This is a genomic window from Arthrobacter sp. DualSoilB13 (assembly GCF_055389195.1).
This window is the reverse complement of record NZ_AP035865.1, coordinates 3,959,044-3,985,285: the sequence shown is the minus strand read 5'-3', so window position 1 is coordinate 3,985,285 and position 26,242 is coordinate 3,959,044. Positions and strand designations below refer to the sequence as shown.

General features: G+C 63.3%; 25 protein-coding genes and 1 riboswitch. Of the genes, 15 read left to right on the top strand and 10 right to left on the bottom strand.

The features are described from left to right. Nucleotides 1-2 precede the first annotated feature (2 nt). Nucleotides 3-1,730 carry an ABC transporter family substrate-binding protein gene (locus ACZ5J0_RS18365; protein WP_142937565.1) on the top strand — a complete coding sequence of 576 codons (1,728 nt, stop codon included), beginning with the start codon at nucleotides 3-5 and terminating at the stop codon, nucleotides 1,728-1,730. Nucleotides 1,731-1,970: 240 nt separating this feature from the next. Beyond that, nucleotides 1,971-3,017, top strand: a complete 1,047-nt coding sequence (locus tag ACZ5J0_RS18360; protein WP_142937566.1) for a Gfo/Idh/MocA family protein — start codon at nucleotides 1,971-1,973, stop codon at nucleotides 3,015-3,017. Here ACZ5J0_RS18360 and ACZ5J0_RS18355 read toward each other — a convergent pair. After that, nucleotides 3,001-3,477: a hypothetical protein gene (locus ACZ5J0_RS18355; protein WP_142937567.1), complete on the bottom strand. Its 477-nt coding sequence runs from the start codon at nucleotides 3,475-3,477 to the stop codon at nucleotides 3,001-3,003. The two genes, ACZ5J0_RS18360 and ACZ5J0_RS18355, sit on opposite strands and share 17 nt — an antisense overlap. A 36-nt stretch (nucleotides 3,478-3,513) precedes the next feature. Continuing rightward, nucleotides 3,514-4,716, bottom strand: a complete 1,203-nt coding sequence (locus ACZ5J0_RS18350) for a WXG100 family type VII secretion target (RefSeq protein WP_166842499.1) — start codon at nucleotides 4,714-4,716, stop codon at nucleotides 3,514-3,516. A gap of 334 nt (nucleotides 4,717-5,050) precedes the next feature. Here ACZ5J0_RS18350 and ACZ5J0_RS18345 point away from each other — a divergent pair, with 334 nt between their 5' ends. The 4 genes from ACZ5J0_RS18345 to ACZ5J0_RS18330 all read left to right on the top strand — a co-directional run bounded on the left by ACZ5J0_RS18345 (nucleotide 5,051) and on the right by ACZ5J0_RS18330 (nucleotide 7,642). Further along, nucleotides 5,051-5,767 carry a hypothetical protein gene (locus tag ACZ5J0_RS18345; RefSeq protein ID WP_142937569.1) on the top strand — a complete coding sequence of 239 codons (717 nt, stop codon included), beginning with the start codon at nucleotides 5,051-5,053 and terminating at the stop codon, nucleotides 5,765-5,767. 92 nt (nucleotides 5,768-5,859) lie between these two features. After that, nucleotides 5,860-6,411 carry an RNA polymerase sigma factor gene (locus tag ACZ5J0_RS18340; RefSeq protein WP_464093750.1) on the top strand — a complete coding sequence of 184 codons (552 nt, stop codon included), beginning with the start codon at nucleotides 5,860-5,862 and terminating at the stop codon, nucleotides 6,409-6,411. Continuing rightward, nucleotides 6,408-7,253 carry a hypothetical protein gene (locus tag ACZ5J0_RS18335; RefSeq protein ID WP_464093749.1) on the top strand — a complete coding sequence of 282 codons (846 nt, stop codon included), beginning with the start codon at nucleotides 6,408-6,410 and terminating at the stop codon, nucleotides 7,251-7,253. The genes ACZ5J0_RS18340 and ACZ5J0_RS18335 overlap by 4 nt, the downstream gene beginning before the upstream one ends. 128 nt (nucleotides 7,254-7,381) lie before the next feature. Then, nucleotides 7,382-7,642: a hypothetical protein gene (locus ACZ5J0_RS18330; protein WP_464093748.1), complete on the top strand. Its 261-nt coding sequence runs from the start codon at nucleotides 7,382-7,384 to the stop codon at nucleotides 7,640-7,642. Nucleotides 7,643-8,197: 555 nt separating this feature from the next. On the opposite strand, the gene ald is transcribed toward ACZ5J0_RS18330, so the two are convergent. After that, entirely contained in the window at nucleotides 8,198-9,316 is a 1,119-nt protein-coding gene (gene ald / locus ACZ5J0_RS18325) for an alanine dehydrogenase (protein WP_142937573.1), read from the bottom strand. Nucleotides 9,317-9,525: 209 nt separating this feature from the next. Between ald and ACZ5J0_RS18320 the strand changes: the two genes are divergently transcribed. Continuing rightward, nucleotides 9,526-10,740, top strand: coding sequence for a PucR family transcriptional regulator (locus ACZ5J0_RS18320; protein ID WP_464093747.1), 1,215 nt, complete (start codon nucleotides 9,526-9,528; stop codon nucleotides 10,738-10,740). Nucleotides 10,741-10,905: 165 nt separating this feature from the next. Here ACZ5J0_RS18320 and ACZ5J0_RS18315 read toward each other — a convergent pair whose 3' ends face one another. Beyond that, on the bottom strand, nucleotides 10,906-12,246 hold the full coding sequence (locus ACZ5J0_RS18315) for a DNA polymerase III subunit gamma/tau domain-containing protein (protein ID WP_464093746.1): 1,341 nt from the start codon (nucleotides 12,244-12,246) through the stop codon (nucleotides 10,906-10,908). Between the two features lie 2 nt (nucleotides 12,247-12,248). Beyond that, nucleotides 12,249-12,397: riboswitch (cyclic di-AMP (ydaO/yuaA leader) on the bottom strand. Nucleotides 12,398-12,636: 239 nt separating this feature from the next. Here ACZ5J0_RS18315 and ACZ5J0_RS18310 point away from each other — a divergent pair. Next, nucleotides 12,637-13,707 carry an ATP-dependent DNA ligase gene (locus ACZ5J0_RS18310; protein ID WP_464093745.1) on the top strand — a complete coding sequence of 357 codons (1,071 nt, stop codon included), beginning with the start codon at nucleotides 12,637-12,639 and terminating at the stop codon, nucleotides 13,705-13,707. An 81-nt stretch (nucleotides 13,708-13,788) separates the two neighbouring features. On the opposite strand, the gene ACZ5J0_RS18305 is transcribed toward ACZ5J0_RS18310, so the two are convergent. The 6 genes from ACZ5J0_RS18305 to ptsP all read right to left on the bottom strand — a co-directional run bounded on the left by ACZ5J0_RS18305 (nucleotide 13,789) and on the right by ptsP (nucleotide 17,851). Further along, a complete protein-coding gene (locus tag ACZ5J0_RS18305) occupies nucleotides 13,789-14,067 on the bottom strand; it encodes a DUF6480 family protein (RefSeq protein WP_250821559.1) in 279 nt (92 codons plus the stop codon). A gap of 113 nt (nucleotides 14,068-14,180) precedes the next feature. Then, entirely contained in the window at nucleotides 14,181-14,984 is an 804-nt protein-coding gene (locus ACZ5J0_RS18300; protein WP_464093744.1) for an alpha/beta fold hydrolase, read from the bottom strand. A 2-nt stretch (nucleotides 14,985-14,986) separates the two neighbouring features. Next, on the bottom strand, nucleotides 14,987-15,247 hold the full coding sequence (locus ACZ5J0_RS18295; RefSeq protein ID WP_223941158.1) for a maleylpyruvate isomerase mycothiol-dependent enzyme family protein: 261 nt from the start codon (nucleotides 15,245-15,247) through the stop codon (nucleotides 14,987-14,989). Nucleotides 15,248-15,283: 36 nt separating this feature from the next. Next, on the bottom strand, nucleotides 15,284-15,703 hold the full coding sequence (locus ACZ5J0_RS18290; protein ID WP_142937580.1) for a helix-turn-helix domain-containing protein: 420 nt from the start codon (nucleotides 15,701-15,703) through the stop codon (nucleotides 15,284-15,286). 138 nt (nucleotides 15,704-15,841) lie between these two features. Beyond that, a complete protein-coding gene (locus tag ACZ5J0_RS18285) occupies nucleotides 15,842-16,120 on the bottom strand; it encodes an HPr family phosphocarrier protein (protein WP_089596564.1) in 279 nt (92 codons plus the stop codon). Between the two features lie 30 nt (nucleotides 16,121-16,150). Next, nucleotides 16,151-17,851 carry a phosphoenolpyruvate--protein phosphotransferase gene (gene ptsP, locus ACZ5J0_RS18280; protein WP_464093743.1) on the bottom strand — a complete coding sequence of 567 codons (1,701 nt, stop codon included), beginning with the start codon at nucleotides 17,849-17,851 and terminating at the stop codon, nucleotides 16,151-16,153. A 129-nt stretch (nucleotides 17,852-17,980) separates the two neighbouring features. On the opposite strand from ptsP, the gene ACZ5J0_RS18275 reads away from it, so the two are divergent. The 7 genes from ACZ5J0_RS18275 to ACZ5J0_RS18245 all read left to right on the top strand — a co-directional run bounded on the left by ACZ5J0_RS18275 (nucleotide 17,981) and on the right by ACZ5J0_RS18245 (nucleotide 25,985). After that, nucleotides 17,981-18,703 (top strand): TetR/AcrR family transcriptional regulator, encoded by a 723-nt coding sequence (locus ACZ5J0_RS18275; protein ID WP_142937582.1) that lies wholly within the window; start codon nucleotides 17,981-17,983, stop codon nucleotides 18,701-18,703. 66 nt (nucleotides 18,704-18,769) lie between these two features. Continuing rightward, complete coding sequence (locus tag ACZ5J0_RS18270) at nucleotides 18,770-20,866, top strand: PTS mannitol transporter subunit IICBA (RefSeq protein ID WP_464093742.1); 2,097 nt, start codon at nucleotides 18,770-18,772, stop codon at nucleotides 20,864-20,866. Further along, a complete protein-coding gene (locus ACZ5J0_RS18265) occupies nucleotides 20,866-22,014 on the top strand; it encodes a mannitol-1-phosphate 5-dehydrogenase (protein WP_464093741.1) in 1,149 nt (382 codons plus the stop codon). Before ACZ5J0_RS18270 ends, ACZ5J0_RS18265 begins: the two co-directional genes overlap by 1 nt. 171 nt (nucleotides 22,015-22,185) lie before the next feature. Next, nucleotides 22,186-23,136: a siderophore ABC transporter substrate-binding protein gene (locus ACZ5J0_RS18260; RefSeq protein ID WP_464093740.1), complete on the top strand. Its 951-nt coding sequence runs from the start codon at nucleotides 22,186-22,188 to the stop codon at nucleotides 23,134-23,136. A gap of 12 nt (nucleotides 23,137-23,148) precedes the next feature. Beyond that, nucleotides 23,149-24,156, top strand: a complete 1,008-nt coding sequence (locus tag ACZ5J0_RS18255) for an ABC transporter permease (RefSeq protein WP_142937586.1) — start codon at nucleotides 23,149-23,151, stop codon at nucleotides 24,154-24,156. Next, complete coding sequence (locus ACZ5J0_RS18250; protein WP_464093739.1) at nucleotides 24,149-25,213, top strand: iron chelate uptake ABC transporter family permease subunit; 1,065 nt, start codon at nucleotides 24,149-24,151, stop codon at nucleotides 25,211-25,213. The genes ACZ5J0_RS18255 and ACZ5J0_RS18250 overlap by 8 nt, the downstream gene beginning before the upstream one ends. A gap of 13 nt (nucleotides 25,214-25,226) precedes the next feature. Further along, nucleotides 25,227-25,985: an iron ABC transporter ATP-binding protein gene (locus ACZ5J0_RS18245; protein ID WP_142937587.1), complete on the top strand. Its 759-nt coding sequence runs from the start codon at nucleotides 25,227-25,229 to the stop codon at nucleotides 25,983-25,985. Nucleotides 25,986-26,242 lie beyond the last annotated feature (257 nt).

Below are 26,242 nucleotides of genomic sequence, written 5' to 3'. Positions count from 1 at the left end.
CCATGAAGAAATACACGACGATCGGTGGCGTAGCGCTCGCAGCAACGCTCATGCTGACCGCTTGCGGCGGGGGAACGCCGTCGGGTCCGGCCTCGCAGAAGGCCGAAGAGAGCGGCGGCGACATCAGCAAGCTGATCAGCGTCAACGCCAAGGAAGCCAAAGACCTGGAGCAGGGTGGCACCGTCACCTTGGCTGTAGGCAGCATTGGTCCCGACTTCAACGGGTTCTCCAATGTGGGCAACAGTGCCGACAACTCCGCGCTGATGACGCCTATCAACACCGCGTCCATCAACAGCGGTGGCATCGGCGGTTGCTGGAAGCTGGACTTCGACGGCAAGGCAGAGCCCAACAAGGACTTCTGCGAAGAGGTCAAGAGCGAAGTCAAGGACGGCAAGCAGACCGTCACCATCAAGATCAACGACAAAGCGACGTGGAACGATGGAACCCCCATCGACGTCAAGACCTTTGAGAACACCTGGAAGATGCTCCGCGGTGAGGACAAGTCCATCGACATCGTGAGCGCCGGTGCTTACGCTTTTGTGGACTCCGTCAAAGCAGGGGCCAACGACAAAGAAGTCATTGTCACCACCACCCAGCCCGTCTTCCCGCTGGAAGGCCTGTTCTTCGGCCTGATCCACCCGGCCATCAACACCCCGGAAATCTTCAACACCGGATTTGCCGGCAACATGCATCCCGAATGGATGGCAGGACCGTTCAAGGTGGAGAACTACGACACCACGGCCAAGACCGTCACCATGGTTCCCAACGACAAATGGTGGGGCCAGAAGCCGGTTCTGGAAAAGGTCATCTGGCGTCAGATGGAACCCAGCGCAACCATTGCCGCTTTCAAGAACGGTGAAATCGATGCGGCCAACGGCCGCACACTGGGCCGCTACAAGCAGCTCGAAGGCACCACCAACTCCGAGGTCCGCCGCGGTCAGCGCCTGTTTGCTGGTGGACTGAACCTGAACGCCAAGCGGCCGGCACTGACCGACGTCGCAGTCCGTAAGGCGATCTTCACAGCCGTAGACCGCAAAGCTATCCGCGATGTGCGCTTCAACGGCCTGAACTGGTCCGAAGAAAGCTCGGGATCCATGATGCTCATGCCGTTCTCCGAGTACTACCAGGACAACTACCCCGTGAAGGACACCGGCGCGGAAGCTGCCAAGAAGGTCCTGACCGACGCTGGCTACACGGCCAACGACAAGGGCATCATGGCCAAGGACGGCACTCCTGTCTCCTTCAAGATCACCAACTTCGGTGATGACCCCACCACGGCTGCCACCTCGCAGACCCTGCAGAAGCAGCTTCAGGCTGCAGGCATGGATGTTGCCATCGACCAGCGCGGTGACGCTGACTTCGGCAAGGTAATTGGTAGCCGCGAGTTCGATGTGACCATCTCCGGTTACACCGTAGGCCCGGACGCCACCGACGCCGTGAAGCAGTACTACGACTCCGCCACCAACGAAAACGGCCTGGGCGACGCTGAGCTCGACGCTGAAATCAAGCGACTTGCAACCATCGCTGATGACAAAGAGCGCAACAAGGCCGCCATGGAAGTAGAGAAGAAGCACATGGAGAAGTACTTCTCCATGGGTACCGTCCTGAACGGCCCGGAGATCCAGTTCGTGCGCACGGGCCTGGCCAACTACGGCCCGTCCCTGTTCAAGAGCCTCTCCAACGTTCCGGACTGGACCACCATCGGCTGGGAAAAGGGCGCTAAGAAGTAGGCTCCCCGCAGCTGTAGTTTGACCAGCTGTAGTTTCCTGAAGGCCGGGAACTTCCCTCAACCTGAATCGGGTTCGGGGAGGTCCCCGGCCTTCGCCATGCCCACCCTCTCTCACTTCCCTCGTGCTTTAGCCGGACCCTCTCTCACTTCCCTCGTGCTTTAGCCGGACCCTCTCTCACCCGGTGATAGAGGGTTGGCGTAAAAGGGCTATTACGTGAGAGAGGATCGGTAGCCTAGGCACATGACTTCCCAGCCGATACGTACCGCCGTTGCAGGTTTTGGCCTTTCGGGCAGCGTCTTCCATGCGCCCTTCATCGCGAGCAACCCTGCTTATGAGCTCGCAGTTATTTCAACCTCGGACGCCGGAAGGCAGGCCAAAGCGAAAGAGCGGTACCCGGAAACGCGCATCGTCAGTTCCCCACAGGACATCCTGGCTCTCGCGGACCAACTGGACCTGGTGGTCCTGGGCACTCCGCCCGCCACCCATTTCCCACTCGCGAAAGCTGCGCTGGAAGCCGGGCTCGACGTCGTCGTTGATAAACCGTTCACGGTGCGCAGCGCCGAGGGTGAGGAACTGATCCGACTGGCTGGGAAACTGGGCCGTGTCCTCACCGTCTACCAAAACCGGCGATGGGATGGTGACTCGCTCACCGTGAAGAAACTGCTCGACGCCGGGACGCTGGGAACCGTGACCCGGTTCGAGGTGGGCATGGAGCGCTGGGCACCGGAAATCGCCAAGGCTTGGAAGGCCAGCGCCACGGCCGAAGACGGTGGCGGTGTCCTGTTTGACCTCGGCACGCACGTGCTCGATCTCGCTCTTCGATTCCTGGGACCGGCCACTGTCACCTTCGCAGAGATCACGGCGCGTCGTCCTCAGGAAAGCGCCGACGACGACGTGTTCCTGGCTCTCCGGCACGAGTCAGGGGTGATCAGCCATGTCACCCTCAACCTCAACAGCCATCTCCATGGCCCACGCTTTCGCATCCTCGGCACAGAGGGCGGCTACGTAAAGTTCGGCACCGATCCGCAGGAGCCGTACCTGCTGGGTGGCGGGCTGCCGACGGATGCGGAGTACGGCGTCGAAGCTCCCCAAAACCACGGCACGCTGGAGGGAGACGGGCAGCGCACCGCTATCCCCACGGAGCGCGGTGCATACCCTGAGTTTTACCGGATCCTCGCCGAAAAGCTCGACGACGGCGGCTCAGCATCCGCGCTTCCGTTACCTGTGGATCCGGCGGACTCGGTTGAGGTGCTGAAGCTGATCGAGCAGGCTAGGACGCTGGCGTAATGTCAGCGCTGGCGACCAACGAATAGATGGCCTTCAGGTCCTCGCCTTCACTGGGCTGGCAGCTGCCAGTCAGCTGGACGATATCCGAAGCGGCGTCCTGATGGACCACCGTCACGGCGGTGAACTGGGTCAGTGAGCCCGCTTGCGGGTGTGTATAACGTGCCTCGCGTACGTACCAGTCCCTTCCGTTGATCACTACCGGTTCTGTGCCCAGCAGGACGGCGTCCGGCAAAGCGTCCAAGAACGAGTCAACGGACGCAGCGATGTCCTGCAGCTGGTAGCCAGGCAATCGACGGGACACGGAGATGACCACGTTTGGCGTGTAGCGGCCTTCGGATGCAGGAGCCATCAAGGCGCCCACGGCGTCGGGGACCACCTGATGGGTCCACCCGGCTGGCGGGCTGAGTTTGATGGTGGGGTAGGCGGGGAAAGCTGTGGACGGGAATACCTGCTGCGACATGGGAGCCTTTCCGGCAGTGGACTGGAGTGAGGAATGTCAGTTGTTCAGGAAATCAACGAATCCGGTGACGGAATCCACCAACCCCTTGGGGCTGAGGGTGATCTGGCCACCCGCACCCAGGCCCAGTTCCGCGGTGAGCTTGGCGCCCGCGCCCAGAGTGAGCCCGTCCTCGTCAACGGATGCCGTGAAGAAGTGACCCTCGCCCGCTCCGGCGGCGACCGTTGCGTTGAGAGTTACGGTTTGGCCCAAAACTTCTACATACCGGCTTCCAGTCAGTTCCGCTCCGGCACCTGCGCTGAAGGCTGTCCCGGTGGTCTCGCGGCCCTTGACGCTGACCTCGCCTTCGCCGGCGCTTGCCCAGGCTCCGGCCCGCAATTCTCCGCCCTGACCCACGGAGAACAAGCCGCCGGCGAACTCGGTCTTGTTATCTATGGTGACCTTTTGACCGGCAAAGCCTTCCCCACCCGCGGAAAACAGGAACGGGCTGCTGGCATTGGCGTGTGCGCTGGCCTCCACTCCTGTCATCATTCGCGTGGTGGAGGTGTCGGTCACCCAGCCGTCAAAGAAATCGGATCGTACGGTGGTCACGTTCTCTGCGCCTGCGAATGCTTCGCCGTTGGCGTGGGCGTTCGGCAGTCCGAACCCGAACGGCACACTGGCCCCGTACTCGCCTTCGGCGCGCGCGCCCACAAACGTTTCGTTGGTAACTGTCGTCTTGACCGGACCGAACTCAGAGCCTGCCTTCCAGGTCATCTCACCTCCGGTGGAAGCCTCGCCGGAGCCGCCAACGTCGATGCCGGCCGGACCTATGGAACCGTGCGTTTCGCCCGACGCTTTACTGTCGAAGGAGCCGCTGCCTTCCACCGTGACCGGGCCGTAGGTAGTGGGATCAAAAGTGAACTCCAGCGGCCCGGGTGCTGTCCTCCCCGTCCCTGCTGAGGGTCCTCCCTTGGATCCCCCGGGACCGCCCGTGGAGGCTTGTTCCTGCTGGTCTGCGTTGAGTTTTAGGGCGCGGGCGTTGGTCCGCAGACATGTGGCTGCTGCTCCCAACCGTCCGCGGAGATCGCTCTGCCACCTGCTCCGGAACTGGTCGGCGTCATTTCCCTGCCAGTACGAACCTGCCTGGATCATGGCTGTGAGCTGCTGTTGAAGACTTGTGATCTTCTCAGCCTCGGCGTCCATGACAGCGGACAAACGCCGGAGATCCCCGACATCAGCGCCTACCAGTCCCTGCCCCATCAGATTCTCAGCCCCATCACGTATCCCCTGAACGTAGTGCCATGTCAATCGCCGGGCGTCCAAAGGTGCCGGGCGGTTTCTTGAGCATAGTTGGCCCCAGCGTGCCCGGCCATGGGGACATCTAGCCAGTGTGGAAAAGGAGCGTTATGTGGATAAGTAGCAGCACGGCCAAGAAGCAGTATCCGAGCTCTTGAAAAAGAATTTCGGACAAGGCGTAACCTCACCGGCGTCGCGAGCGATGTAAGGGGTGTGCGGGCCACGTCCGCACGCTGATCATCCGGTCGCGACCCAACCGCGGCCGGGGCAATCCCAAAATCGTTTGTCGGAGGGTTTCATGTCCTTGTTCACTGTCCTTGCCACCAGCAAAGTCGCCGCGGGCGTCCTGGCTGCCGGAGCTGTAGCTGCCGGTGGAACCGGCGTCGCTGCGTTCAATGGCGCACTTCCCACTGATATTCAGCAGTCCGCCCACGACCTCGTTGGAGCACCGGCCCCGGTGGCCGGGAAGACCGTCGCAGCAGCCGAAGCTGCAGCAGCCGACGCTACCGAAACCGCCAAGTCTCAGGCCACTGACGCCGTCGAGACCGCGAAGGCAACGGCAACCGAGGCCGCCGAAGCCGGCCAGGCCAAGGCTGCCGACGCAGTGTCCGATGCCAAAGCTGCGGCAGAAGATGCCACCTCTCCGGAGGCTTTCGGTCTCTGCACCGCTTTCCTCAACGGCGGCCTGGAGTCCGACACGAAGGTTCCGGGCTTCGAGTCCTTGACCATCGCTGCCGGCGGCGAAGCCAAGGTGGAGGCGCATTGCGAGTCCGTGGTGGAAGCCGGTAAGGCCGCCGGCCTGAAGGCTGACGGTTCGGCAAAGGCTGAGGCTGACGTCGACGCCGCCGTTACGTCCGAACTGCCTGCAACCCCTGCCGTGCCGGCTGTCCCCGCAGTGCCGGGCGTTCCCGCCGCGCCGGCTGTTCCTGCCGTTCCCGCGACTCCTGAGCTGCCCACTCAGCTTCCCTCCGAGGTCCCGGCTGTTCCGGGCGCACCCCTCGATTCTGTCCGCTAAGCAAGCAGCGGTTACGGTTTAAGGGCGGGGCTCCTTGGCTTAGGACAAGGAGCCCCGCTACGTAGTGTGGTGTGGGACGGAGGCATCCACGGGTGCTAGACCCTTTGGCTGATGAATACGTGCAGGCGGATCAGGATGATCCCGCCCTGCTCTTCACGGCTGCCTACAACAACTTCGCCGGACCGGTTTTTGGCTATCTCAGGGCACGCGGCGTGGACGACCCCGAAGCCGTGACGCAGGACGTATTCCTGGCCCTGTATCCCAAGCTGGATTCGATCCGTGGAGGGCTTCAGGGTGCCAAGACGTTGCTGTTCACCATCGCGCACGCGCGGATGGTTGACCACTATCGCAAGCGGGAACGAACGCCCGATTCCACGCCATATGAAGTGGACCTGGACGCGCGCCGGTCACCATCGGCCGAAGACCAGGCTTTTGGACGAGTCGCCGGCCTGGGAGTCACCGAGATTTTGGATGATCTTCCCGACGATTATCGGGAGGTCCTGGCACTTCGGGTCGTCGCAGATGTTTCGGTGGAAGATACGGCGGCCATCATGGGCAAGTCCCAGGGATCCGTCAAACAACTGCAGCGCAGGGCATTGGGTGCACTGAAGAAGCGTGCACTACTAAGGAACGGCACATCATGAGCGAACAATTCACGCCTCGCGGACGCCGCGACCAGCAGGCCATCGACCATTTGCTGGCCGACTCCGGCCTCTCCGGCGACGCAGCCCTCCGCACGGAACTTCTGGAGCTCCGTTCACTGGCTGGCACTGCCCCTTTGCCGTCCGACGCAGTCCGCGCGCTCATGGTCAGCAGCCCAGCCGCCACAGAACGGCTCGCTGTCACCGAACAGCCCTCGACGGCGGAGGGACCGTTCGCGTCGTCGGGTGCACCCACGGCGGTACTCGCCACCGTTGCGCCGGAGCCCCAGCCCGGGTTCGCTCCTGTGGACGAACTCGCTGCACGTCGTCGTAAGAAGCGCCGCGCCGCCATCGCGGGCCTTGCCGTTGCCGTGTCCTTGGCAGGCGGGGCTACCGCTGCCGTCGCATCGGAGGGCGGCCTGCCGGGCGCTTTCCAGCATCTTGGAGCAGCAATCGGTTCGGTGGTGTCACAACTGAACCCGGGTTCGGGCAGCGCTCCCCAACCCGATGCGCCCGCTGGCACCACCCCCGAGCAGCAGGTGCCTGCTCCGGACGTGCCGCAGCAAGGTTCTGCCACTGTCCAACCCCAGCCTGCTCCGTCGGCACCCGTCAGTCCTGTTGTTCCCGAACCCCAGCCGCAGCCCGGGGGCGAACCATCGCAACGCACCCCCAGCGCGCCGTCGCACCAGGAGCCCGGAAACGGCGTCATCCCCACGCCGCCGGTGTTGCCCGTGACCCCGCCGGAGATCGACCCCTCCACGATCGATCCCTCAAAGCTTGGCCCCTCGGGTGTTCCTGTGCCGGTTCCATCGCAGCTGATTCCGTCCCTCCCGTCGAGGCCCTAACCGCAAATCTGTTCTCGGCCCGCTGTTCCGTTGTTGGGCCTCAACGGAACAGCGGCCTCGGCACGTAGTTGTCCACATAGGATGCATCATCGATGGTTGTCGGCCGCCCCTGCACCAAAAATGGGTAGATGCAATCACCAAAGCTTGATGCCCTTCTCGCTGAGCATTGGCCGTCCACCCTTGTTGCCTCAACCCCCGAGCTTGCGGCCACGGGCCTGGGGGACCGCGCGCTGACCGCAGGAGTGCGTTCGGGGAAGCTCCTGAGGCTAGGCGCGGTGCCTATGTCCGGACAGTTGACTGGCGTCGTCGCAAGCCCTGGGAACGGGAGATACTCCGTATTCAGGCCCATGCGTGCAGCACGTCGGGCCAAGCAACGTACAGCCACCTGAGTGCTGCCCGGCTCCATGGGTGCCTTGACTGGGAAGGTGGCCCTCAAGTGCATGTCACCACGCCATTCTCTCCTGCCCAGGCAAGTTCGGGTGCGGATGTGGTTGCCCACGGTGGGCCGTTGAACCCGGAAGAAATCACGGAAGTGCCCGCGCCGTGGGGAGGCCGGGTCAGAGTCACGAGCCTTGAACGGACAGTGATCGACTGTGCGAGAACGTTGGCTTTCGAAGCAGCCGTGGTTATCGCGGACCAGGCCCTCAGGCGGGGTGCTGATCCGGGAATCCTGCAACATTTTCCGGACAGCGGCAGGATCACGCGGGGTGCGCGGCGGCTGCGTCAGGTTCTCGCCGCAATGGATAAGAGATCCGAGTCAGTGGGGGAGACACGCACTCGCCTGCTTCTCCACAAGCTGGGCATCCAGGAGCCTGTGCTGCAGCTTGAGGTGGAGACACCCATCGGAACTTTTCGCGCTGAAACGTCGGAAGCCCGCTGTTCCGTTGCTGGGCAGCAACGGAACAGCGGGCCAGGGACGTGTTTCTGTCGCCGCGAAGGCTTCGCTATGCGGTGACCAGGCTGTGCCAGTCCGTTACCAGCGGCAGGTTGTGTGCCTCGGAAACGGAGTGGTGTGCCACGTGGCCTGCGGCGATGTTGAGGCCGGCAGCCAATGCGGGGTCGCGGTCGAAAGCGGCCTTGACGCCCAGGTTGGCCAGTGCCACGGCGTAGCGCAGGGTGACGTTGGTCAGTGCGTACGTGGAGGTGTTCGGAACGGCGCCAGGCATGTTGGCAACGCAGTAGAAGATCGAGTTGTGGACCTTGTACGTCGGTTCCTGGTGGGTGGTGGGGTGCGTGTCCTCGAAGCAGCCGCCCTGGTCAACGGCGATGTCCACAAGAACCGAGCCCGGCTTCATGCGGGCAACGAGGTCGTTGGTGACCAGCTTGGGTGCCTTGGCGCCGGGGATCAGGACGGAGCCGATCACGAGATCTGCGTCGATGACTGACTTCTCGATCTCGTAGGCGTTGGAGGCAACGGTCTTCAGGCGGCCCTGGTAGAGGGCGTCGAGTTCGCGCAGCCGGTTGATGTTGATGTCCATGATGGTGACATCAGCACCGAGGCCCAGCGCCATGGCTGCGGCGTTGGTTCCCGCAACGCCGGCGCCGAGGACAACAACCTTGGCCGGGCGCACACCCGGTACGCCGCCCAGGAGTACACCCTTGCCACCGGCCGGAGCCATGAGGGAGGAAGCGCCGACCACTACGGACAGGCGACCTGCGACCTCGGACATCGGGGCGAGCAGCGGAAGCGTGCGGCCCTCCTGAACGGTTTCGTAGGCAATGGCCGTGACGCCGGAGTTGATGAGCTCGGCGGTGAGCTCGGGCTCTGCGGCGAGGTGGAGGTAGGTGAAGAGGATGAGGCCCTTGCGGAAGCGGTGGTACTCGGCCGCGATGGGTTCTTTGACCTTCATGACCATGTCTGCGCGGGCCCAGACATCGTCGGCTTCGTTGACGATTTCTGCGCCGGCGATCGAGTATTCCTCGTCGGTGATGCCCGAGCCGAGGCCTGCGCCGCGCTCAACCAGAACGGAGTGTCCGTGGGTGCGGAACTCGTGGACGCCGGCAGCCGTGATGGCTACGCGGAACTCGTTGTTCTTGATTTCTTTGGGGACACCGATGATCATCTGTGGGCTCCATCGTTAGCGGCCTCTTCGGCCGAAAAATGTGTTGCGGGCTGTGATTCCAGAATAAATCCGGCTGTGAGGCAGGCGACATGGAGTCGGAGCAGCCCGCACAGGAAAACCCTGTGGATACAAGGATCTTTGCCAAGCAAGCTCGACATTTGTCGAGCACTGAAGCGTCAAGTGTCGCCTGCTGTTGGTACGCTTTTCCGATGCAGCAGGACGTGGAACAGATCGTTGAACGGGTGGCTTTGAAGCTGGGCCGCGGGCTCTCCCTGGAAGACCTCGACGGCGTTCTCCTCGCCTACAGCTCCAACCAGTCCCACGCCGACCGCGTCCGCGTGAACTTCCTCCTGAGCAAGCGGGTACCCAGCGACGTCAGCGCATGGCAGCTTGCTCACGGCATTGCCACGGCGGTGCGACCCGTGGTGGTTCCAGCCAACGACGAACTGGGCATGTTGGGCCGCGTCTGTGTCCCCTTGCTGGTGCGCGGTTTCCGCGTGGGGTACTTGTGGGTGCAGCTTGACCTTGAAGAACAGAGCGCGACGGCGATACTCGCCGAACTGCCAGGCGTGCGGGACGAGCTGGACCTGCTGGCGGGCTTGCTCCTTGATTCCAACACGGCTGAATCGGAGTTCCGGCGACGGCGTGAACAGGAGTTTCTCTCAGCCTGCGGCGGCGAATCCAACGCTGTGGCCACCGTCGCGGGTTGGAAGGAAATCCAGGGCCGCGGTCCGTGGCAGCTGGTGACTATCCTCGACCCCGATGGCGCGAGGTCCGACGTCGATCCCATTGCAGCTACCCTGACGCATCGATCTGCCGCGCTGCAGTCCACCATTGGCGTGAACGCCGCGTTGTTCAGCGCCGGAACGGAGACGCATTCCGTTGTGTTGTTCCGCGAGTCGGGCGGCCGGGCGGACCATGCCCAGGTTTTGGTGCACTATCAACTGGAGCTCGCCAAACGCGCGGGCCGCAAAGTGGACAGGGTAATCCTGGGGATCAGCGAACCATTCCAAGTTATCCGGCAGCTGTCCGGTGCTTACCGGCAAGCGAAGGTTGCTGCCCAAGCGGCCGCAGTAGACCTCCCTTTGGGTGAGCTCGTGGACAGCCGAACTGTTGGCGTGTACCAGCTGTTCGATCGTTTGGTAGCACCGGGCGGTTGGGATGACACGGGATCTGTGCATTTCAGGGCACTCGAGGACCACGACAAAAACGGCGAACTCCTGCCCGTCCTTGAATTGCTCTATGACAATGACGGCTCGGTTCAGGACGTCGCCGCCAAACTTCATCTCCACAGGAGCAGCATCTACAACAGGCTCGGCCGGATCCGCCAGCTCATCGGTGCTGATCCGTTGAGTGGCGCGATCCGGCTCGAGTTACATGCGGCCCTGAAGGCCAGGCGTTGGGCAGTACGGCCACGGATCTGAGCCTGCTTCCCCTTGTAAGTACGAAGTATGCGGTGTTGGCTTACGAGCGCCGCAAACGCTGGCAGCTCCAGCGCCCCATCCGCCGACGGAACGTGGCGGTCCGGCTGCTGCTGCAGTACCGGCTATGCCACCCCGCATGGGTGGACGTACGGGGCACGCGGGTGCTCAACCGAATACCTTCTGGGCGGCATCGAGGATGTCCTGAAGTGCCGATTCACTGGGCTGCGGTGCTGAGGCAGCGGTCGGCTTGCCCGGTTTCGGCTTGGACGTCGGCGTTGCAGTATCCGTCGGCGTTGCAGTATCCGTCGGCGTTGGAGTCGGTGTGGGAGTCGCAGTTCCTGTGGGAGTCGGGGTCGGTGTGGGAGTGCCCGTTGGCGTCGGCGCAGGCGGTGTAGTGATGGTGTCCGAGGGCGGCACATCGCTCGGCGCGGGGGCCGGCTGGGTGGGTGCCGGGCTGGTGGCGCCAGGAACTGCCGGGACTGCGGACGAGCCCGCTGACGGAACCCATACCGGGTCCGCGAGCGAAACCTGTGGGGTGGGAGTCGACGACGGCGACACCGCCCCGGGTGCCTCCGCGATCGTCGCGGGCTGGCCGGCCTCGGAGGAAGCCGTTGCCCCTGATGCTGTGGATGGCGTGGAGGCCGAAGGTGATGACGCCGTGGTGTAGGAAGCCTTGGGCCCGGGGGATGCCGAACCCGAGGTGCGGCCTTCGCCCCCGCTGGCTTCCTGCGACGGGGTTTCCTGGCCGAAGAACGGAAGTTCAAGGGCTGGCCCCAAAGCGCCGGCTGTCAGCACGAGGCCAAGGGCCCCCGCCACCACGGCCATGCGCTGGCTCATGTGTTTGACCGAAGCTGCCTTGCGCAGGGCGGCCTGTGGTTCACGGCTGAACGGTTCGCGGCCGAACGAGGATGTGGCGCCAAAACCGGACTTGGTGGTGGGCGCAGCGGCCGGCTTTCGAACGTCCCGGCGGCTTGCCAGTGATGCCGAGGCTGTAGCAGCTGCGGCCACCTGAGCTGGAGACTTGCCGCGCGGGGACTCAGCGTCCTTGCGCGGGGACTCCGTGGGTTCCGGCGTGCGCGCGGACTCATCGCGGGCAGTGACTACGGGAATGGCCGCAGTTGCGGGTTCCGGCGTTGCAGGCTGCACTACTGGAATAGCCGTGGTGGCGGGTTCCTGGCTGGCCGGCGGAACGATGGGGATGGCTGCGGTAGGAGGTCCCGGTGTGGTGGACTTCGGAGCTGCCGCCGATTCCTCGGGCGCGAGTACGGCCCGGGCAGCACGCTCGCGCTCGGCTGCGCGGATTTCCGCACGCGTGGTGGGTTTCACCGCGGCGGGCATGGCCGCAGTGGCGGGTTCCGGCGTCGTGCTTGACGTTCCGCTGACGGCGGCGGAATCTGCCGGCGCGTTGTCAAGGAATCCGCTGGGTTGGGCCCGACGGCGTCCGGTTGGCTTGGTGCGCTCGCCTTCAGTCTGGGCGCGGCGCGGCTGATCCATGGTTGGGGACATGGTGGTTGCCTCTCAACGCCTTCGAGGTTAGCTGTCGGGTTCGGACGAGGCCGTCCGGCCGCGCAAGGCGGCTTCACCCCAAGGGCTTGTGGGTAACAAGCCCGGGAACCTGGGTCCCCCGTCTCTGCCGCGGGTCTGGCGGATCCCGGATTGCGGCAGAGCTCGGCGTCAATCCGGAAGCGGCCCAGCGGAGATATGGGTCGCCCTACGACGGTACATGAGCCGGAAAGTAAAGTCACATTAATGTAACGGGCGGTAGTTCAGCCTAAGCGGTAGGCTTCTAGCGCTTAGGCTTCGGGGCCGGTGCTGGGCAGCAGGCATCGGACGGCTCGACCAAGATATCCCTGGCCAACACTAGCTTCGGCGCGCACCGGCGGGTAGACATTGTCTATGGACCTGCCTGTGATGCCACCCGTCTCGCCCATGCTCGCCAAATCCGTTCCGACCATCCCCGATGTTGGGCACTATGAGCCCAAATGGGACGGCTTCCGGACCATCGTCTTCAAGGACGGCGACGAGATCGTCCTGGGCAGCCGCAACGAGAAGCCCATGACCCGCTACTTCCCCGAGGTGGTGGATGCCCTCAGGAAGAACCTGCCGGACAAATGCGTGATTGACGGCGAAATCGTCCTGATCGAGGGTGGCCGGCTCGAATTCGAGGTGCTCCAGCAGCGGATCCACCCCGCCGACAGCCGCGTCCGTATGCTTGCTGAGAAGACCCCGGCGTCCATGATTGCGTTCGACATCCTCGCGCTAGGCGATCAGAACCTCATGGACAAGCCGTTCTCCGAGCGCCGGGCCATCTTGGAACGTGCGCTCGCCGAGGCCGAGCCGCCTGTGTATGTGACTCCTGCGGTGACTGATCTGGAACGGGCACAGGAGTGGTTCGTACAACTGGAGGGCGCGGGCCTGGATGGTGTGCTGTCCAAACCACTGGATGGGGCGTACCTCCCGAACAAGCGGGTGATGTTCAAGACCAAACACGAGCGCACGGCCGATTGCGTGGTGGCTGGGTTCCGCTGGCACAAGACCGCGAAAGTAGTGGGCTCCATGCTGCTTGGCCTGCACGACGACACCGGCCGGCTACATCACGTGGGAGTAGTGGCATCGTTTCCCATGGCCAAGCGCGAGGCCTTGGTGGCTGAGCTTGAGCCGTATCAGATTGAACTCGACCAACACCCGTGGGGCGAATGGGCCAGGCAGGACGAGGCTGCCGGGGGTTCACGCATGCCGGGCGCCCAAAGCCGCTGGAGCGGGGGCAAGGACTTCTCCTTCGTGCCCCTGCGCCCCGAGCTCGTGATCGAAGTGAAGTACGACTACATGGAGGGGGACAGGTTTCGGCACACCACGCAGTTCCGCAGGTGGCGGCCGGACAGGACCCCCGGGAGCTGCACGTACGCGCAGCTGGAAGAGCCCGCTGAGTACGATCTCGGGGAGATCCTGAAGCTACCGAACACCTAGGGCGTTGCCAACCCGCTGTTACGTCGCTGGCCAGCAACGAAACAGCGGGTTAGCAACGTAACAGCGAGGCTTGCAGCGTAGTTACTCGTGGTGGCCTTGGTCGCTGCTCATGCTGCCTTCGGCCGGCGGGGTTTCTCCCGGAGGAACTCCACCGCCGGGCTCCAATCCTGTGACGTTGCCGTCCAGGGGGTCCGGGTTGGCGGAGGCTGCAGGATCCTCGTCCTCGTCCTGGCGCATATCGGGATCTTCGTGGATGCTGTCGGCATCGGAGGTCGTGTCATAGGATCCTGTGGCGAAGGGTCCTGTGGCGCCGGTGGCGCCGAAGCCCTGGGTCTCTTCAGTTGAGTCTTTGTCAGTCACGATCAGCCCTTTCGTAAGCAAACTTACTAATGCGCTTGCTCCGCCAGCCTAGCCGGGACGCGGCTACCCGACAAGCGGCACCCACGCCAGGTGCCGGCGTCGTACGTCAGCGCTTAGCGGTGCGGAGTGGTAGCGGTGACGAAGCTCCGGATGGCATCCGCCACAGCCTTGGGACGCATGTGCTGCGCCACGTGCCCGACGCCCGGAATCTCCACCAAGCGACCCTGTACCACTGTCCTGGACAACCGCAGTGACCAATCCGGGCCCGCCACCTGGTCGCGGCTACCGCGCAGGACCAGCAACGGTACCTGGATGCCGGCCAGCCTTTTCTCCGTGGGGTATTTCATCATCACCGGCAGCTCGGTGAGGTACCAGCGGGGGCCGCAGCGGAAGTAGTCGGACATGACGATCGCGTTGGACGTGGGACTCTCGCGGAGTATTCCGTCGAGGGTCAGGGCCAGCGACTGCCGCCACACATTTTTATGCCGTGAATCCACCACGGGACCCATCAGTACTAACTGCTTGACCTGCTCGGGGGCGCGCAGGGCCGCCTCGATGGCAAATTGCGTACCCATCGAATGCCCCACCAACACGTAGGAGTCGATGCCACACGACGCGAGTGTATCGGCAATGAACGCGCCGTAGTCCTCCACCGAGAGCTGGCGCCCGGGCTTGGGCGTCCCGCCAAAACCGGGCAGGTCCAGCGAGTACGTCGGTGCGCTCGCCGCGAGAACAGCATGCAACCGCGCCAGGTATCTATGCGACACCCCGATCCCGTGAATCAAGATGTACGCGGGTTCGCTCCCCGGCTCTGCGCCCGGCTCCGGCGCAGGCGAGCCCTCGGTCCAATGGATCCTGCCGGTCAGGCCCAGGGCCTGGACGTCGGCAGAAAGCAGTCCTTTTGTGTCCCCTGGCATCTTCACTCGTTTCCCAACCGTTGCAGGAACACCGGAGCTCCGGGTCCGCTCACTTCATCGCTCCCGATCGGCCGCCCTGACACCGCAAGCAGTAATGCGCTGAGTACGGTGGCCCCGTGCTGGGCGGGGTAGTCGCGGCGGATGCCGGAGCACAGGGACGGCGTCTGCCATTGCGCTGGCTCAAGCGGTTCGAGGTCTTGGATCAGCGCACGACGCTCCTGGTGCACCACGGGCCAAACGGTCGAAGGGGAGCTTTTTGCCATACCGCTATTGAACAGCATGCTGGTGATGTGGGTTGGCTAGCTCTGGGAATCGGTGGAGACGTCATCTTCCGCTGCCGCTTGGGCCTGCTGCTTTTTCTTCTGCGTTGCCAGCCATTCAATGATGGCGGCCTGCCGGATGCGACGATGCGTTCCCCGGTACTCCACCGGGATTTCGCCGCGATCGGTCATGTTGCGCAGATAGGTGTGGGAGATGCCGGCAAGCTCAGCGGCTTGTGAGGTGGTGAGCATTTCCTCCACGCTGCTCACCGTCACCGTTTCGCCACGGCTCAGCCTGGCGAGGAGGTCGACGACGGCGTCCCTCGCCTCGGTGGGCAGGCGGTGGACCGTGCCATCTACGAACACGGTGATGTCATCGCTGTCTTGGAGGGAGCGTGCCAGATTCCGGGCGTCATCGGCGGGCAAGCCAGGAGTGACGCGGGGAGCTATCAATGCCATGGCAGAAGCCTAGCGCGTGGCTCACGTTGAACCGTCGCACACCGCGTCCAGCATCCATTGAGACGGATCGCTGCACCTTAGACGACTCCTATCGTCTAAGGTGCAGCGAATCGTCGTATCGGCCAGCCCGGCGAGCAGCTACTCCGCGTCCAAGTCCGTCTCCAGCAGCTTGACCAGTGCGTCCAGCGCGGCGTCGGCTCCGTCCCCCTCGGCCCGCAGCACCACTACGTCACCCTTGGCAGCGCCGAGCGTCATGAGCGAAAGGATGCTCGCGGCGTCGAGCGCGTCATCGGCGGGTTCGCCTTGCATGGCAATGGTGACCTCCACGGGCTGCTCGCCGGCTGCCTCGGCGAACAAGGCGGCGGGACGGGCGTGCAGTCCGGAGCGGCTGGCGATGGTGGCTGTGCGTTCGGGCATGGATTTCTCCTAAAAGTCGGAAGCGAAAAGTTAGAGGCCGAGCTCTTCGAGCACGGGGAGTTTGGCGCGGACCCAGTCGCGGGCCTCAAGAGCGCTCGGAGCAGACAAAGCGAGCCGGGCCAGTTCCTGCGCCTGCTCCAGTGTCACCGTTTTCAGCACGGTCCCGACGGCGGGCAGGGAGCGCGCGGTCATGGACAGTGTGGTGACACCCAGCCCGGTCAGTACGACGGCGAGGGCAGGGTCGGCGGCAGCCTCACCGCAGACGCCCACGGGCTTGGGGTCGCCTTCGCGGCCGGAGCTTTCCTGCGCCGCACCTTCAACGGTGAGCTGCACGAGCCGGAGCACGGCAGGCTGCCACGGGGTGTTGAGTTCCGCGAGGGGGCCGAGCTGGCGGTCGGCGGCCATGGCGTACTGGGTGAGGTCGTTGGTTCCGAGGGACGCGAACCCGACTTCGCGCAGCACGGTGGCGGCGGTCAGCGCAGCGGAGGGGACCTCCACCATCACGCCTGGGGTCTGGATTCCGGCAGCAGCGCAGAGGGAGGCGAAGCGGCCGGCTTCCGCGGCGGTGGAGATCATGGGGGCCATGACCCACACGTCGGCGTCGGATTCCGAAGCTGCCCGGGCAATGGCCTCGAGCTGGCGCTCCAGGACGCCTGGTGTGGTGAAGTCGGTGCGGTAGCCGCGAACACCCAGTGCAGGGTTGGGTTCGGTGGCATCCGTGAGGAAGGGGAGTGGCTTGTCGGCGCCGGCGTCGAGCGTGCGCAGGACAACTTTCTTGCCCGGGAACGCGTCAAAAACGGCCTTGTAAGCCGCGGCCTGCTCCTCCACGGAGGGCTCGGTGTCTCGTTCAAGGAAGCAGAATTCGGTGCGGAACAAGCCAACACCCTGGGCGCCCAAAGCGGCAGCTGCCACGGCGTCCTTGGCTCCGCCGACGTTGGCGAGGAGCGGCACCAGGTGGCCGTCCGCCGTCGTGCCGTTTCCGTCAAACTCCGCAAGTGTCGCGGAGGTCTCGGCCCAGGCAGTCGCCGCGGCGCGTTGCTCATCAGAGGGCGATACGGCCACGAAGCCAGCTGCGCCGTCTACGTAAACCTCGGAACCGTCGGCCACGGAGTCAACGCCATGTGCAGCCACCACGGCGGGCAGGCCGAGTGAGCGCGCAATGATGGCCGTGTGGGACTGCGGGCCGCCGCCCGAGGTCACCAGAGCAAGGACCACGGCGGGATTCAGTGTTGCGGTGTCCGCCGGTGCGAGGTCCTCGGCCACCAGGATGAAGGGCGTGTCCGAGGCGGGAATACCCGGTGCGGGGACGCCGCGGAGTTCGGCAACGATGCGGGCGCGCACGTCCAGGACGTCGGTGGCGCGCTCGGCCATGTAGCCGCCCAGGTTGTGCAGCATTTCGGAGACGGAAGCGCCGGCTTCCCAGATGGCGCGCTCGGCCGAGGAGCCGGCATTGATCAGCTTCGCGGCAGACTTCAGGAGCATGGTGTCCTTGGCCATCAAGGCAGTGGCCTCGAGGACGGCTTTGCCGTCGCCGGAAGCACTGTCCGCGCGTCCCTTGAGTTCGTCATGCACCGCCTGCGCAGCCGCTTTCAAACCCGCGACGGCGTCTTCCGGACTAACGTCCGCTGCCAAACGCTCTCCCGACGGCGGTTCGCTCACCGGCTTGGGCATCTGGCGGACGGAACCAATGATGCGGCCAGGGCTTACCCCTACTCCTTGGAAATTCTGCACTGAATCCTCTGTTCCTGCTTGTTGGTTCAGGCCCGCCGGCGACGGCACCGGGAGCCTCGAAAACTAGCCTACAAAATTCCTTTGTGAGCCACTTCATATAGCAACGCTATAGGTGCTAGGGTAGCGGTTATGAGTTTCGATGACCAGCTTCCGCCCAAAATTCGGTTGCTTCGCGCAGCTGCCGAATTGCTGGCGAATTCGGAGGGGTCAGCGGTCTCAACGCGCCAGATCACCAAGCTTGCCGGGGTCACGGCGCCAACGCTCTACCACCACTTTGGCGACAAGGAAGGCCTGTTCGACGCCGTCGTATCGGCCGGATTTGAAGAGTATGTGGCGGGGGAGCGGGATTTTGCACCGTCCGGGGAGCCCTTGGAAGACGTCCGGAGGATGTGGGACAACCACGTCCAGTTCGGGCTGAGCCAACCCCATCTGTATTTGGTGATGTTCGGCAATATCAGACCGGAAAGCCGGCCGGCAATCGTGGCCGATGCTGAAGCGCTTCTGGAAGAAATGCTGAACAAGGCCGCTATCGCCGGTCAGATCAACGTGCCGCCCCGCGAGGCGGCACGCAGCATTCTGGCCGCCAACGTGGGCGTCACGCTCATGCTGATCGCAGAACCGGTGGAAGAACGGAACCTCGAGCTCTCAACGATGACCCGGGACTCCATGATTTTCGCCGTCTCCACGGACACCGCCCGTGGCGCCGCAGCGGACGACTCCGGTAAGTCGTCCGTGGTTGTTGCGGCAATCGCCCTGAATGCGGCACTGCAGGCCTCACATTCGGACCAACTTTCCAGCTCTGAATTGAAGCTGTTCCTTGAGTGGCTTCACCGCATTTCCAGCAGCTCCTAAGGCTGTTCTCTCTCGATCTATATCGACTGACCCCGCGCCGCAGCGGGACACACGTTAGGAATTCACATGGCAACAGAGACCGTTGCGAAGCCCCGCACCAGCGCCCGCGTTGGTGTCCAAAAGTTCGGAACATTCCTGTCCGGCATGATCATGCCCAACATTGGCGCCTTCATCGCCTGGGGCCTCATCACTGCCCTGTTCATTGAGAAGGGTTGGATTCCCGTAGCCGAGTTGGGCGGCTTCGGAACCAATGCCGAAGGCGAACCCAACGGCGGCATCGTCGGCCCGATGGTCACGTACCTGCTTCCAATCCTGATCGCCTACACCGGCGGCCGGATGGTCTATGACGTCCGAGGCGGCGTGGTGGGCGCCATTGCCACCATGGGCGTGATCGCGGGTACAGACTCTCCCATGTTCATCGGTGCCATGATCATGGGCCCGCTGGGTGCCTGGACCATGAAGCAGATCGACCGGCTCTGGGACGGCAAGATCCGTCCGGGCTTTGAGATGCTGGTCAACAACTTCTCCGCCGGTATTTGGGGCGCAGTGTTGGCGCTGGGCGGTTTCTACGGCCTTTCCTATGTTGTTAAGTGGTTCACGGACCGTGCTGGCGAGGTTGTGGAGTTCCTGGTCAATAACGGCCTGTTGCCGCTGACCAGCATTTTCATCGAGCCCGCCAAGGTCCTGTTCCTCAACAACGCCATCAACCACGGCGTGCTTACTCCGCTGGGTATTCAGCAGTCGCTGGAACAGGGCAAGTCCATCCTGTTCCTGCTCGAAGCCAACCCCGGCCCGGGCCTCGGCATCCTGCTGGCCTACATGTTCTTCGGCCGCGGTGCAGCCAGGGCTTCGGCTCCCGGCGCAGCAATCATTCACTTCCTCGGTGGTATTCACGAGATCTACTTCCCATACGTGCTCATGAAGCCCATCCTGATCCTCGCTGCGATCGGTGGCGGCATGACGGGCATTGCCACTATGGCCGTCACCAATTCCGGCCTCGTGGCTCCGGCTGCCCCGGGTTCGATCATTGCCGTGTTGGCACAGACATCCCGTGACAGCTATGTGGGCGTCATCCTGGCGGTTGTTTTGGCGACGGCCGTGTCCTTCCTCATCGCTGCGGTCATCCTGCGCACGTCCAAGAACAAGGGCGAGGACGACCTTTCCGCAGCCACGTCCCGTATGGAAGCCATGAAGGGCAAGAAGAGCTCCGTCTCCTCTGCACTTGTTGGTGACCGCGCAGACGCCCAGCCGGGCACTGTCCTCACCCGCCCGGTCCAGAACATCGTGTTCGCTTGCGACGCCGGCATGGGTTCCAGCGCCATGGGTGCCTCGGTCCTGCGCAACAAGATCAAGGCGGCCGGCTTCCCGGACGTCAAGGTCACCAACTCGGCCATCGCCAACCTCAACGACAACTACGACGTTGTGGTCACGCACCAGGACCTCACCGAACGTGCCCAGCCGAGGACGGCCAGCGCCGTTCACTACTCGGTGGACAACTTCATGAACAGCCCCAAGTACGACGAAATCGTGGACCTGGTCCGGAGCAGCAACAGCGAAGGTGCGGCATCTGAAACAGGCGTAACGCCCGACTCAGGCACGACGACGGAGCCCGGCGCCGGCGTACAGCCCGCCGCAGCTGCCACAACAGCAGCCCCCGCCCATGGTGCGCATGCCGCTGAGCCGGCCCCCGCCGCAGGCGGTAAAGCAACAGACGGTCAACCCGTTGAAGGTAAAGGTGTCCTGCTCCGCGAAAGCGTGGTCCTGAACGGAACTGCGACTGACCGGGACGCCGCGATCGATGAAGCCGGAAAGCTCCTGCTGGATCGCGGTGCCGTGGATGTCAGCTACGTCCACGCCATGCACGAGCGCGAGGAATCCGTGTCCACGTACATGGGCAGCTTCCTGGCGATCCCGCACGGCACCAACGATGCCAAGGAACACATCAACCACTCGGCAGTGTCCATCATCCGCTACCCGGAGGGCATCGACTGGGGCGGCAAGCAAGTGAAGTTTGTGGTGGGCGTGGCCGGTATCAATAACGAGCACCTCCACATCCTGTCCTCGATCGCCAAGATCTTCACCAACAAGGCGCAGGTTGCCCAGTTGGAGGAAGCCACCACGGTTGATGAAGTGTTGGAGCTGTTCGGAAAGGTCAACGCATAGTGAAGGCAGTTCATTTTGGGGCAGGCAACATCGGGCGTGGTTTCGTGGGGCTGCTGCTCCACGAGGCCGGCTATGAGGTGGTGTTCGCGGACGTAGCGGACGCCCTGATCAGCCAGCTCGCCGACGCAAGCAGCTACGACGTGCACGAGGTTGGTGAAAACCCAGCGGTCAAGACCGTCTCCGGCTTCCGTGCCCTCAACTCCGCCTCGCAGGAAGCCGCTGTTGTTGAGGAAATTTCGACGGCGGATGTGGTCACCACTGCGGTGGGGCCACACATCCTGAAGTTCGTGGCACCAGTAATCGCCCGAGGGCTGGCGGCCCGTCCCGCGGACTTGCCGGCCCTCCAAGTGATGGCTTGCGAGAATGCCATCAACGCCACGGACCTCCTGCACACGGAGATCCAGGCTGCCTGGGACGAATCCGCGGGTGACTTGGGGGCAGTCGCGGTCTTTGCCAACACGGCCGTGGACCGCATCGTCCCCAATCAGGCGGCGGGACAAGGCCTGGACGTCACGGTGGAGACCTTCTACGAGTGGGTCATTGACCGTACGCCGTTTGGAGACAACGCCCCGAAGATTCCCGGAGCTACCTTCGTGGACGAGCTGGGGCCGTACATCGAACGCAAGCTGTTCACGGTGAACACCGGCCACGCTTCTGCTGCGTACTTCGGCTACGCAGCAGGGCTTGAGAAGATCTCCGATGCCATGGCGGATCCGGCTGTGGCAGCGAAGGTCCGGGCGGTGCTGGAGGAAACCAAGGAACTGCTGGTGGCCAAGCATGGGTTTGTGGAGGCTGAGCAGGAAGCCTATGTGCAGAAGATCCTGTCCCGCTTCACCAACCCACACCTGCCGGATACCGTGAACCGCGTGGGCCGGGCGCCTCTGCGGAAGCTCAGCCGCCACGAGCGATTCGTTGGCCCGGCGGCGGAGTTGGCCGAACGCGGTGTCACACCGGTGGCATTGCTTGAGGCGATGTCCGCAGCCCTCCGTTTCGACGACGGCAACGACGACGAAGCGGTGGAACTGGCAAAGCTTCTGTCCGAGCTGGACGCAGCGACCGCCGTCGAGCGCATCACGGAACTGACGCCGCCGCACCCGCTCTTCGCCGCCGTCCAGAAGCTTGTGGAGGACCAGCAGGCCGAAGCGTAAGTTTAACCACCGATCGTCATAGAGGCTCTCCAGCGGGAGAAAAACCAGTGAGATAGCTCACTTTTACCCGCTGGAGGGCCTTTCGGCTTTGAAGTTAGCCTCACCTAACTAATAGAGTCAAAGCGCAATTAGGCAACACATCTATGACTTATTAGTGAGTGGAGTACTGGCGTGAAGAAGAGGCTGTCGAGCTACATTGGGGCACTGGCTGCAGGGGCTGCCTTGCTGACTGTTACGGCTTGTGGGGGCGGGGCAACGGCGTCTTCGCAATCCGAGGAAGCCAGCACCATTACCATCGAGCACGCCCAGGGCTCCACGTCCAACGTTCCCGTGAACCCGGAGAAGGTGGTCACGTTCGATCTGGGCGTTCTGGACACCATGAACGCGCTCGGCGTCGAGCCCACCGGTGTTCCCGAGGCCAGCTACCCGGAAGCGTTGAAGAAGTTCTCCGACGCCAAGTACGCCAAGGTCGGCTCCCTCAAGGAACCCGATTTCGAAGCCGTCAGCTCCGCAGCTCCGGACCTCATCATCGTCTCCGGCCGCACCGCCGGCGCTTACAAAGAACTGAGCAAGATCGCCCCCACCATTGATCTCTCCGTGGACGCCGCAAAGCCCATGGAAAGCTTCAAGGCCCAGACAGAGAAGCTCGGCAAGATCTTCAAGAAGGAAGACGAAGTTGCTTCCAAGCTCGCTGAAGTAGACAAGGTTGTCGCGGACACCAAGACCAAGGCAGCTACCGCCGGCAAGGGCCTGATCGTCCTGACCTCCGGCGGCGAAGTCACAGCGTACGGCGCGGGCTCTCGCTTTGGCATCATCCACGACGTCCTGGGCGTTCCGACGGCCGCTGAGGTCAAGGCTGAAGGCTCCCACGGCGAGGCCGTTTCCTTTGAGTACATCAAGGAAACCAACCCGGACATCCTCTACGTCATCAACCGCGACACCGCCATCGGCACCGCCGGTTCCACGGCAAACCCGATCCTGGACAACGAGCTCGTCAAGTCCACCAACGCCGCCAAGAACAACAAGATCGTCAACCTCGATCCCGCCGGCTGGTACATCGTGGGCTATGGACTGAACAACGTCCAAGCCATGGTCACAGCAGTGGCCGACTCCGTCGCCTAGCCCTTAACTGAAGTGACAATCACAGCCGTGCGCCCCACGGCACCAGCAAGCCGCAACCGGGCTGGCGAGACCGCCCGCCTGGTAGCGGCTGCTGCCGTGGTGCTGGTGATCGCCGTTGGCAGCATCTTCGTAGGGGTCAGTGACGTCTCACTGCCCGCGTTGCTGGCAAACGACGCCGGCGCTTGGGAAATCTTTTGGGTTTCGCGGGTGCCGCGCACCGTGGCTGTGGTCCTGGCCGGGATGGCTGTTGCCGTTGCCGGGTTGATCATGCAGCTCATGGCCCGGAACCGCTTTGTGGAGCCCTCCACCGTGGGAACGGTTGAATCCGCAACGCTCGGAATCCTGGTAGTCACCGTGCTGGCTCCGGACTCTCCAATTCTCACCAAGATGGTGGTGGCTTCTGTGTTCGCGATCCTCGGCACAGCGTTGTTTCTGGCCATCCTGCGGCGGCTCCCGGCCCGCAACACCCTCCTCATTCCCTTGGTGGGCATCATGTTGGGCGGCATTATTGCGGCAGTTACCACGTTCTTTGCCTACCGCTTTGATCTCCTGCAGACACTCAGCAACTGGATGATCGGCGATTTCTCCGGTGTTCTCCGTGGCCGGTACGAGCTGCTGTGGATTGTTGCTGTTCTTGTCCTGGTGGGCCTCTTCGCCGCCGATCGCTTCACGGTGGCAGGCATGGGCCAGGACTTCACCACCAACCTTGGCCTGAACTACGCCCGCACCATGCGGCTTGGCCTAATGATCGTCTCCCTGATCTCCGCCGTGGTGGTCACCACGGTTGGAGCTGTGCCCTTCCTGGGACTCGTGGTCCCCAACATCGTGTCCCTGCTGTTCGGAGACAACCTCCGCCGGGCCGTTCCGTGGACCGCGTTGTTCGGTGCTGCCTTCGTGCTGGTTTGCGACATCATCGGCCGGACCATCAGGTTCCCCTACGAGGTGCCGGTTGGCATGGTCATGTCCGTGCTCGGCGCCATCCTGTTCCTCTTCCTGCTCCTGAGGAAACGCAATGCCTGAAACGCCTGTGACCCCGGCGACGGCCTCCCATATCCGTCCAATGCCCGACGGCGTCAGGCCGGGTCCGCGGCCATGGTCGCCGTCGCGCTGGCGTGATGCCGTCCGAAGCACCCCGCCGGGACTGGTGATCGCCGTATTGGCGATTGCCGCCGTCGTGCTGGTTGCTGTTTTCCTGACAATCGACCTCAAAGGGAACATCGCGTACGTCCTGCCGCGTCGGGTCATCAAGGTCTCCGCGATGCTGCTGGTGGCCGTCGCGGTGGGCGTGTCCACGCTGCTGTTCCAGACAGTGACGGCGAACCGGATCCTGACGCCGTCCATTATGGGCTTCGATTCGCTGTACATTCTGGTGCAGACCGGCTTGGCTTTCGTGGCCGGAGCTGCAACGCTGGCCACGGCGCCGTCCACGCTCAAGTTCGGGGTGGAGATCCTGCTGATGATGGGGTTCAGCGCCATCCTGTACCGGTGGATGTTCACAGGTGCCACGCGATCGCTGCACCTGCTGTTGCTGGTGGGGATTGTGCTGGGGACCTTGTTCCGGGGGTTCTCCTCGCTGCTTCAGCGGCTCATGGAACCCAGCGAATTCATCATCCTGCAGGATTTGTTCTTCGCCAGCTTCAACAACGTTGACCCGGGTTTGCTGGGTGTTTCTGCTGTACTGGTCGCTCTGGTCTGCGTTGGCGTCTGGCGCATGCGGCACACACTGGACGTCCTGGCGCTGGGCCGCGAAGTAGCCATCAACGTGGGCGTCGACCACAAGCCAGTGGTGATGCGCGTGCTGCTGGCATGCTCCCTGCTGGTGGCTATTTCCACGGCGTTGGTGGGTCCGGTGACATTCTTCGGGCTCCTGGTGGTCAGCCTGGGCTACCAACTATGCCGCGGTTTCCGGCACGCCTGGCTTCTCCCGATCGTGGTCCTCCTCGGTGCCATTGCCCTGGTGGGTGGCCAGTTGCTGCTGGAACGCGTGTTCGGGTTCGCCACTGCCTTGAGCGTGATTATCGAATTCACCGGAGGCATTCTTTTCCTCTATTTGTTGCTGAAAGGCTCACTGAAATGATCGGTATCCGTCCATGATTACCGTCCGCAATGTGACCAAGCGCTACGGCGGCACCACTGTGCTGGACGATGTCAGCTGCCAAATCCCCCGCGGCGGCATCACGTCCATCATCGGCCCCAACGGCGCCGGCAAGTCCACGCTGCTCTCTTTGATCAGCCGCCTGCAGCCCATGGACGCAGGGGGAGTATCCGTTGCCGGGCTGGATGTGACGGCCACTCCCAGCAAGGAACTGGCCAAGACCATGGCCATCCTCCGGCAGGAAAACCACCTGACCATGCGATTGACCGTGCGTGATCTGGTGGCGTTCGGGCGCTTTCCGCACAGTGGTGGGCGGCCAACAGTTGAGGACCTTGAGCACGTTGAAGAGGCCATCCGGCAGCTGGACCTGGCCTCCATGGCGGACAAGTTCGTTGATGAGCTCTCCGGTGGTCAGCGCCAGCGCGCCTACATTGCCATGGTCCTGGCGCAGGACACGGAATACCTGTTGCTCGACGAGCCGCTCAACAACCTGGACATGAAGCACTCGGTGGAAATGATGCGGCTTTTGCGTCGTTTGGCTGACGAGCTCGGAAAGACCATCGTGCTGGTGGTCCACGACATCAACTTCGCATCCTGCTATTCGGACACCATCCTGGCAATGAAGAACGGCCGTCTCATCCATCAGGGCACGCCCGCAGACATCATGCGCGCCGGAATGCTGTACGACGTCTACGACATCGATATCCGCATAGAGGAAATCGACGGCAACCGAATCGGCGTGTACTTCGCCTGACACTCCCTTTCCCATGCCGGAGTTATCAACATATGTCCCCGGTCAGCAATCTCTTCGTCACGTTTGCGATACCTCCCCCACTAGATAGGAGAAGAGAGCGAACGCTCACTTTCCAAACCCCGAGCTTCCTTGCCCTGTGCACCGCTGTGTGTGCACCAGGGTTGGGAGGCCGGGACTAGCAAGGGAGCTATAGATGTCCGCAGTACAGTCACGGGGTCGTTTCGGCCGGCGGCAAAAATCGCCGGGTTCGAGGGAGG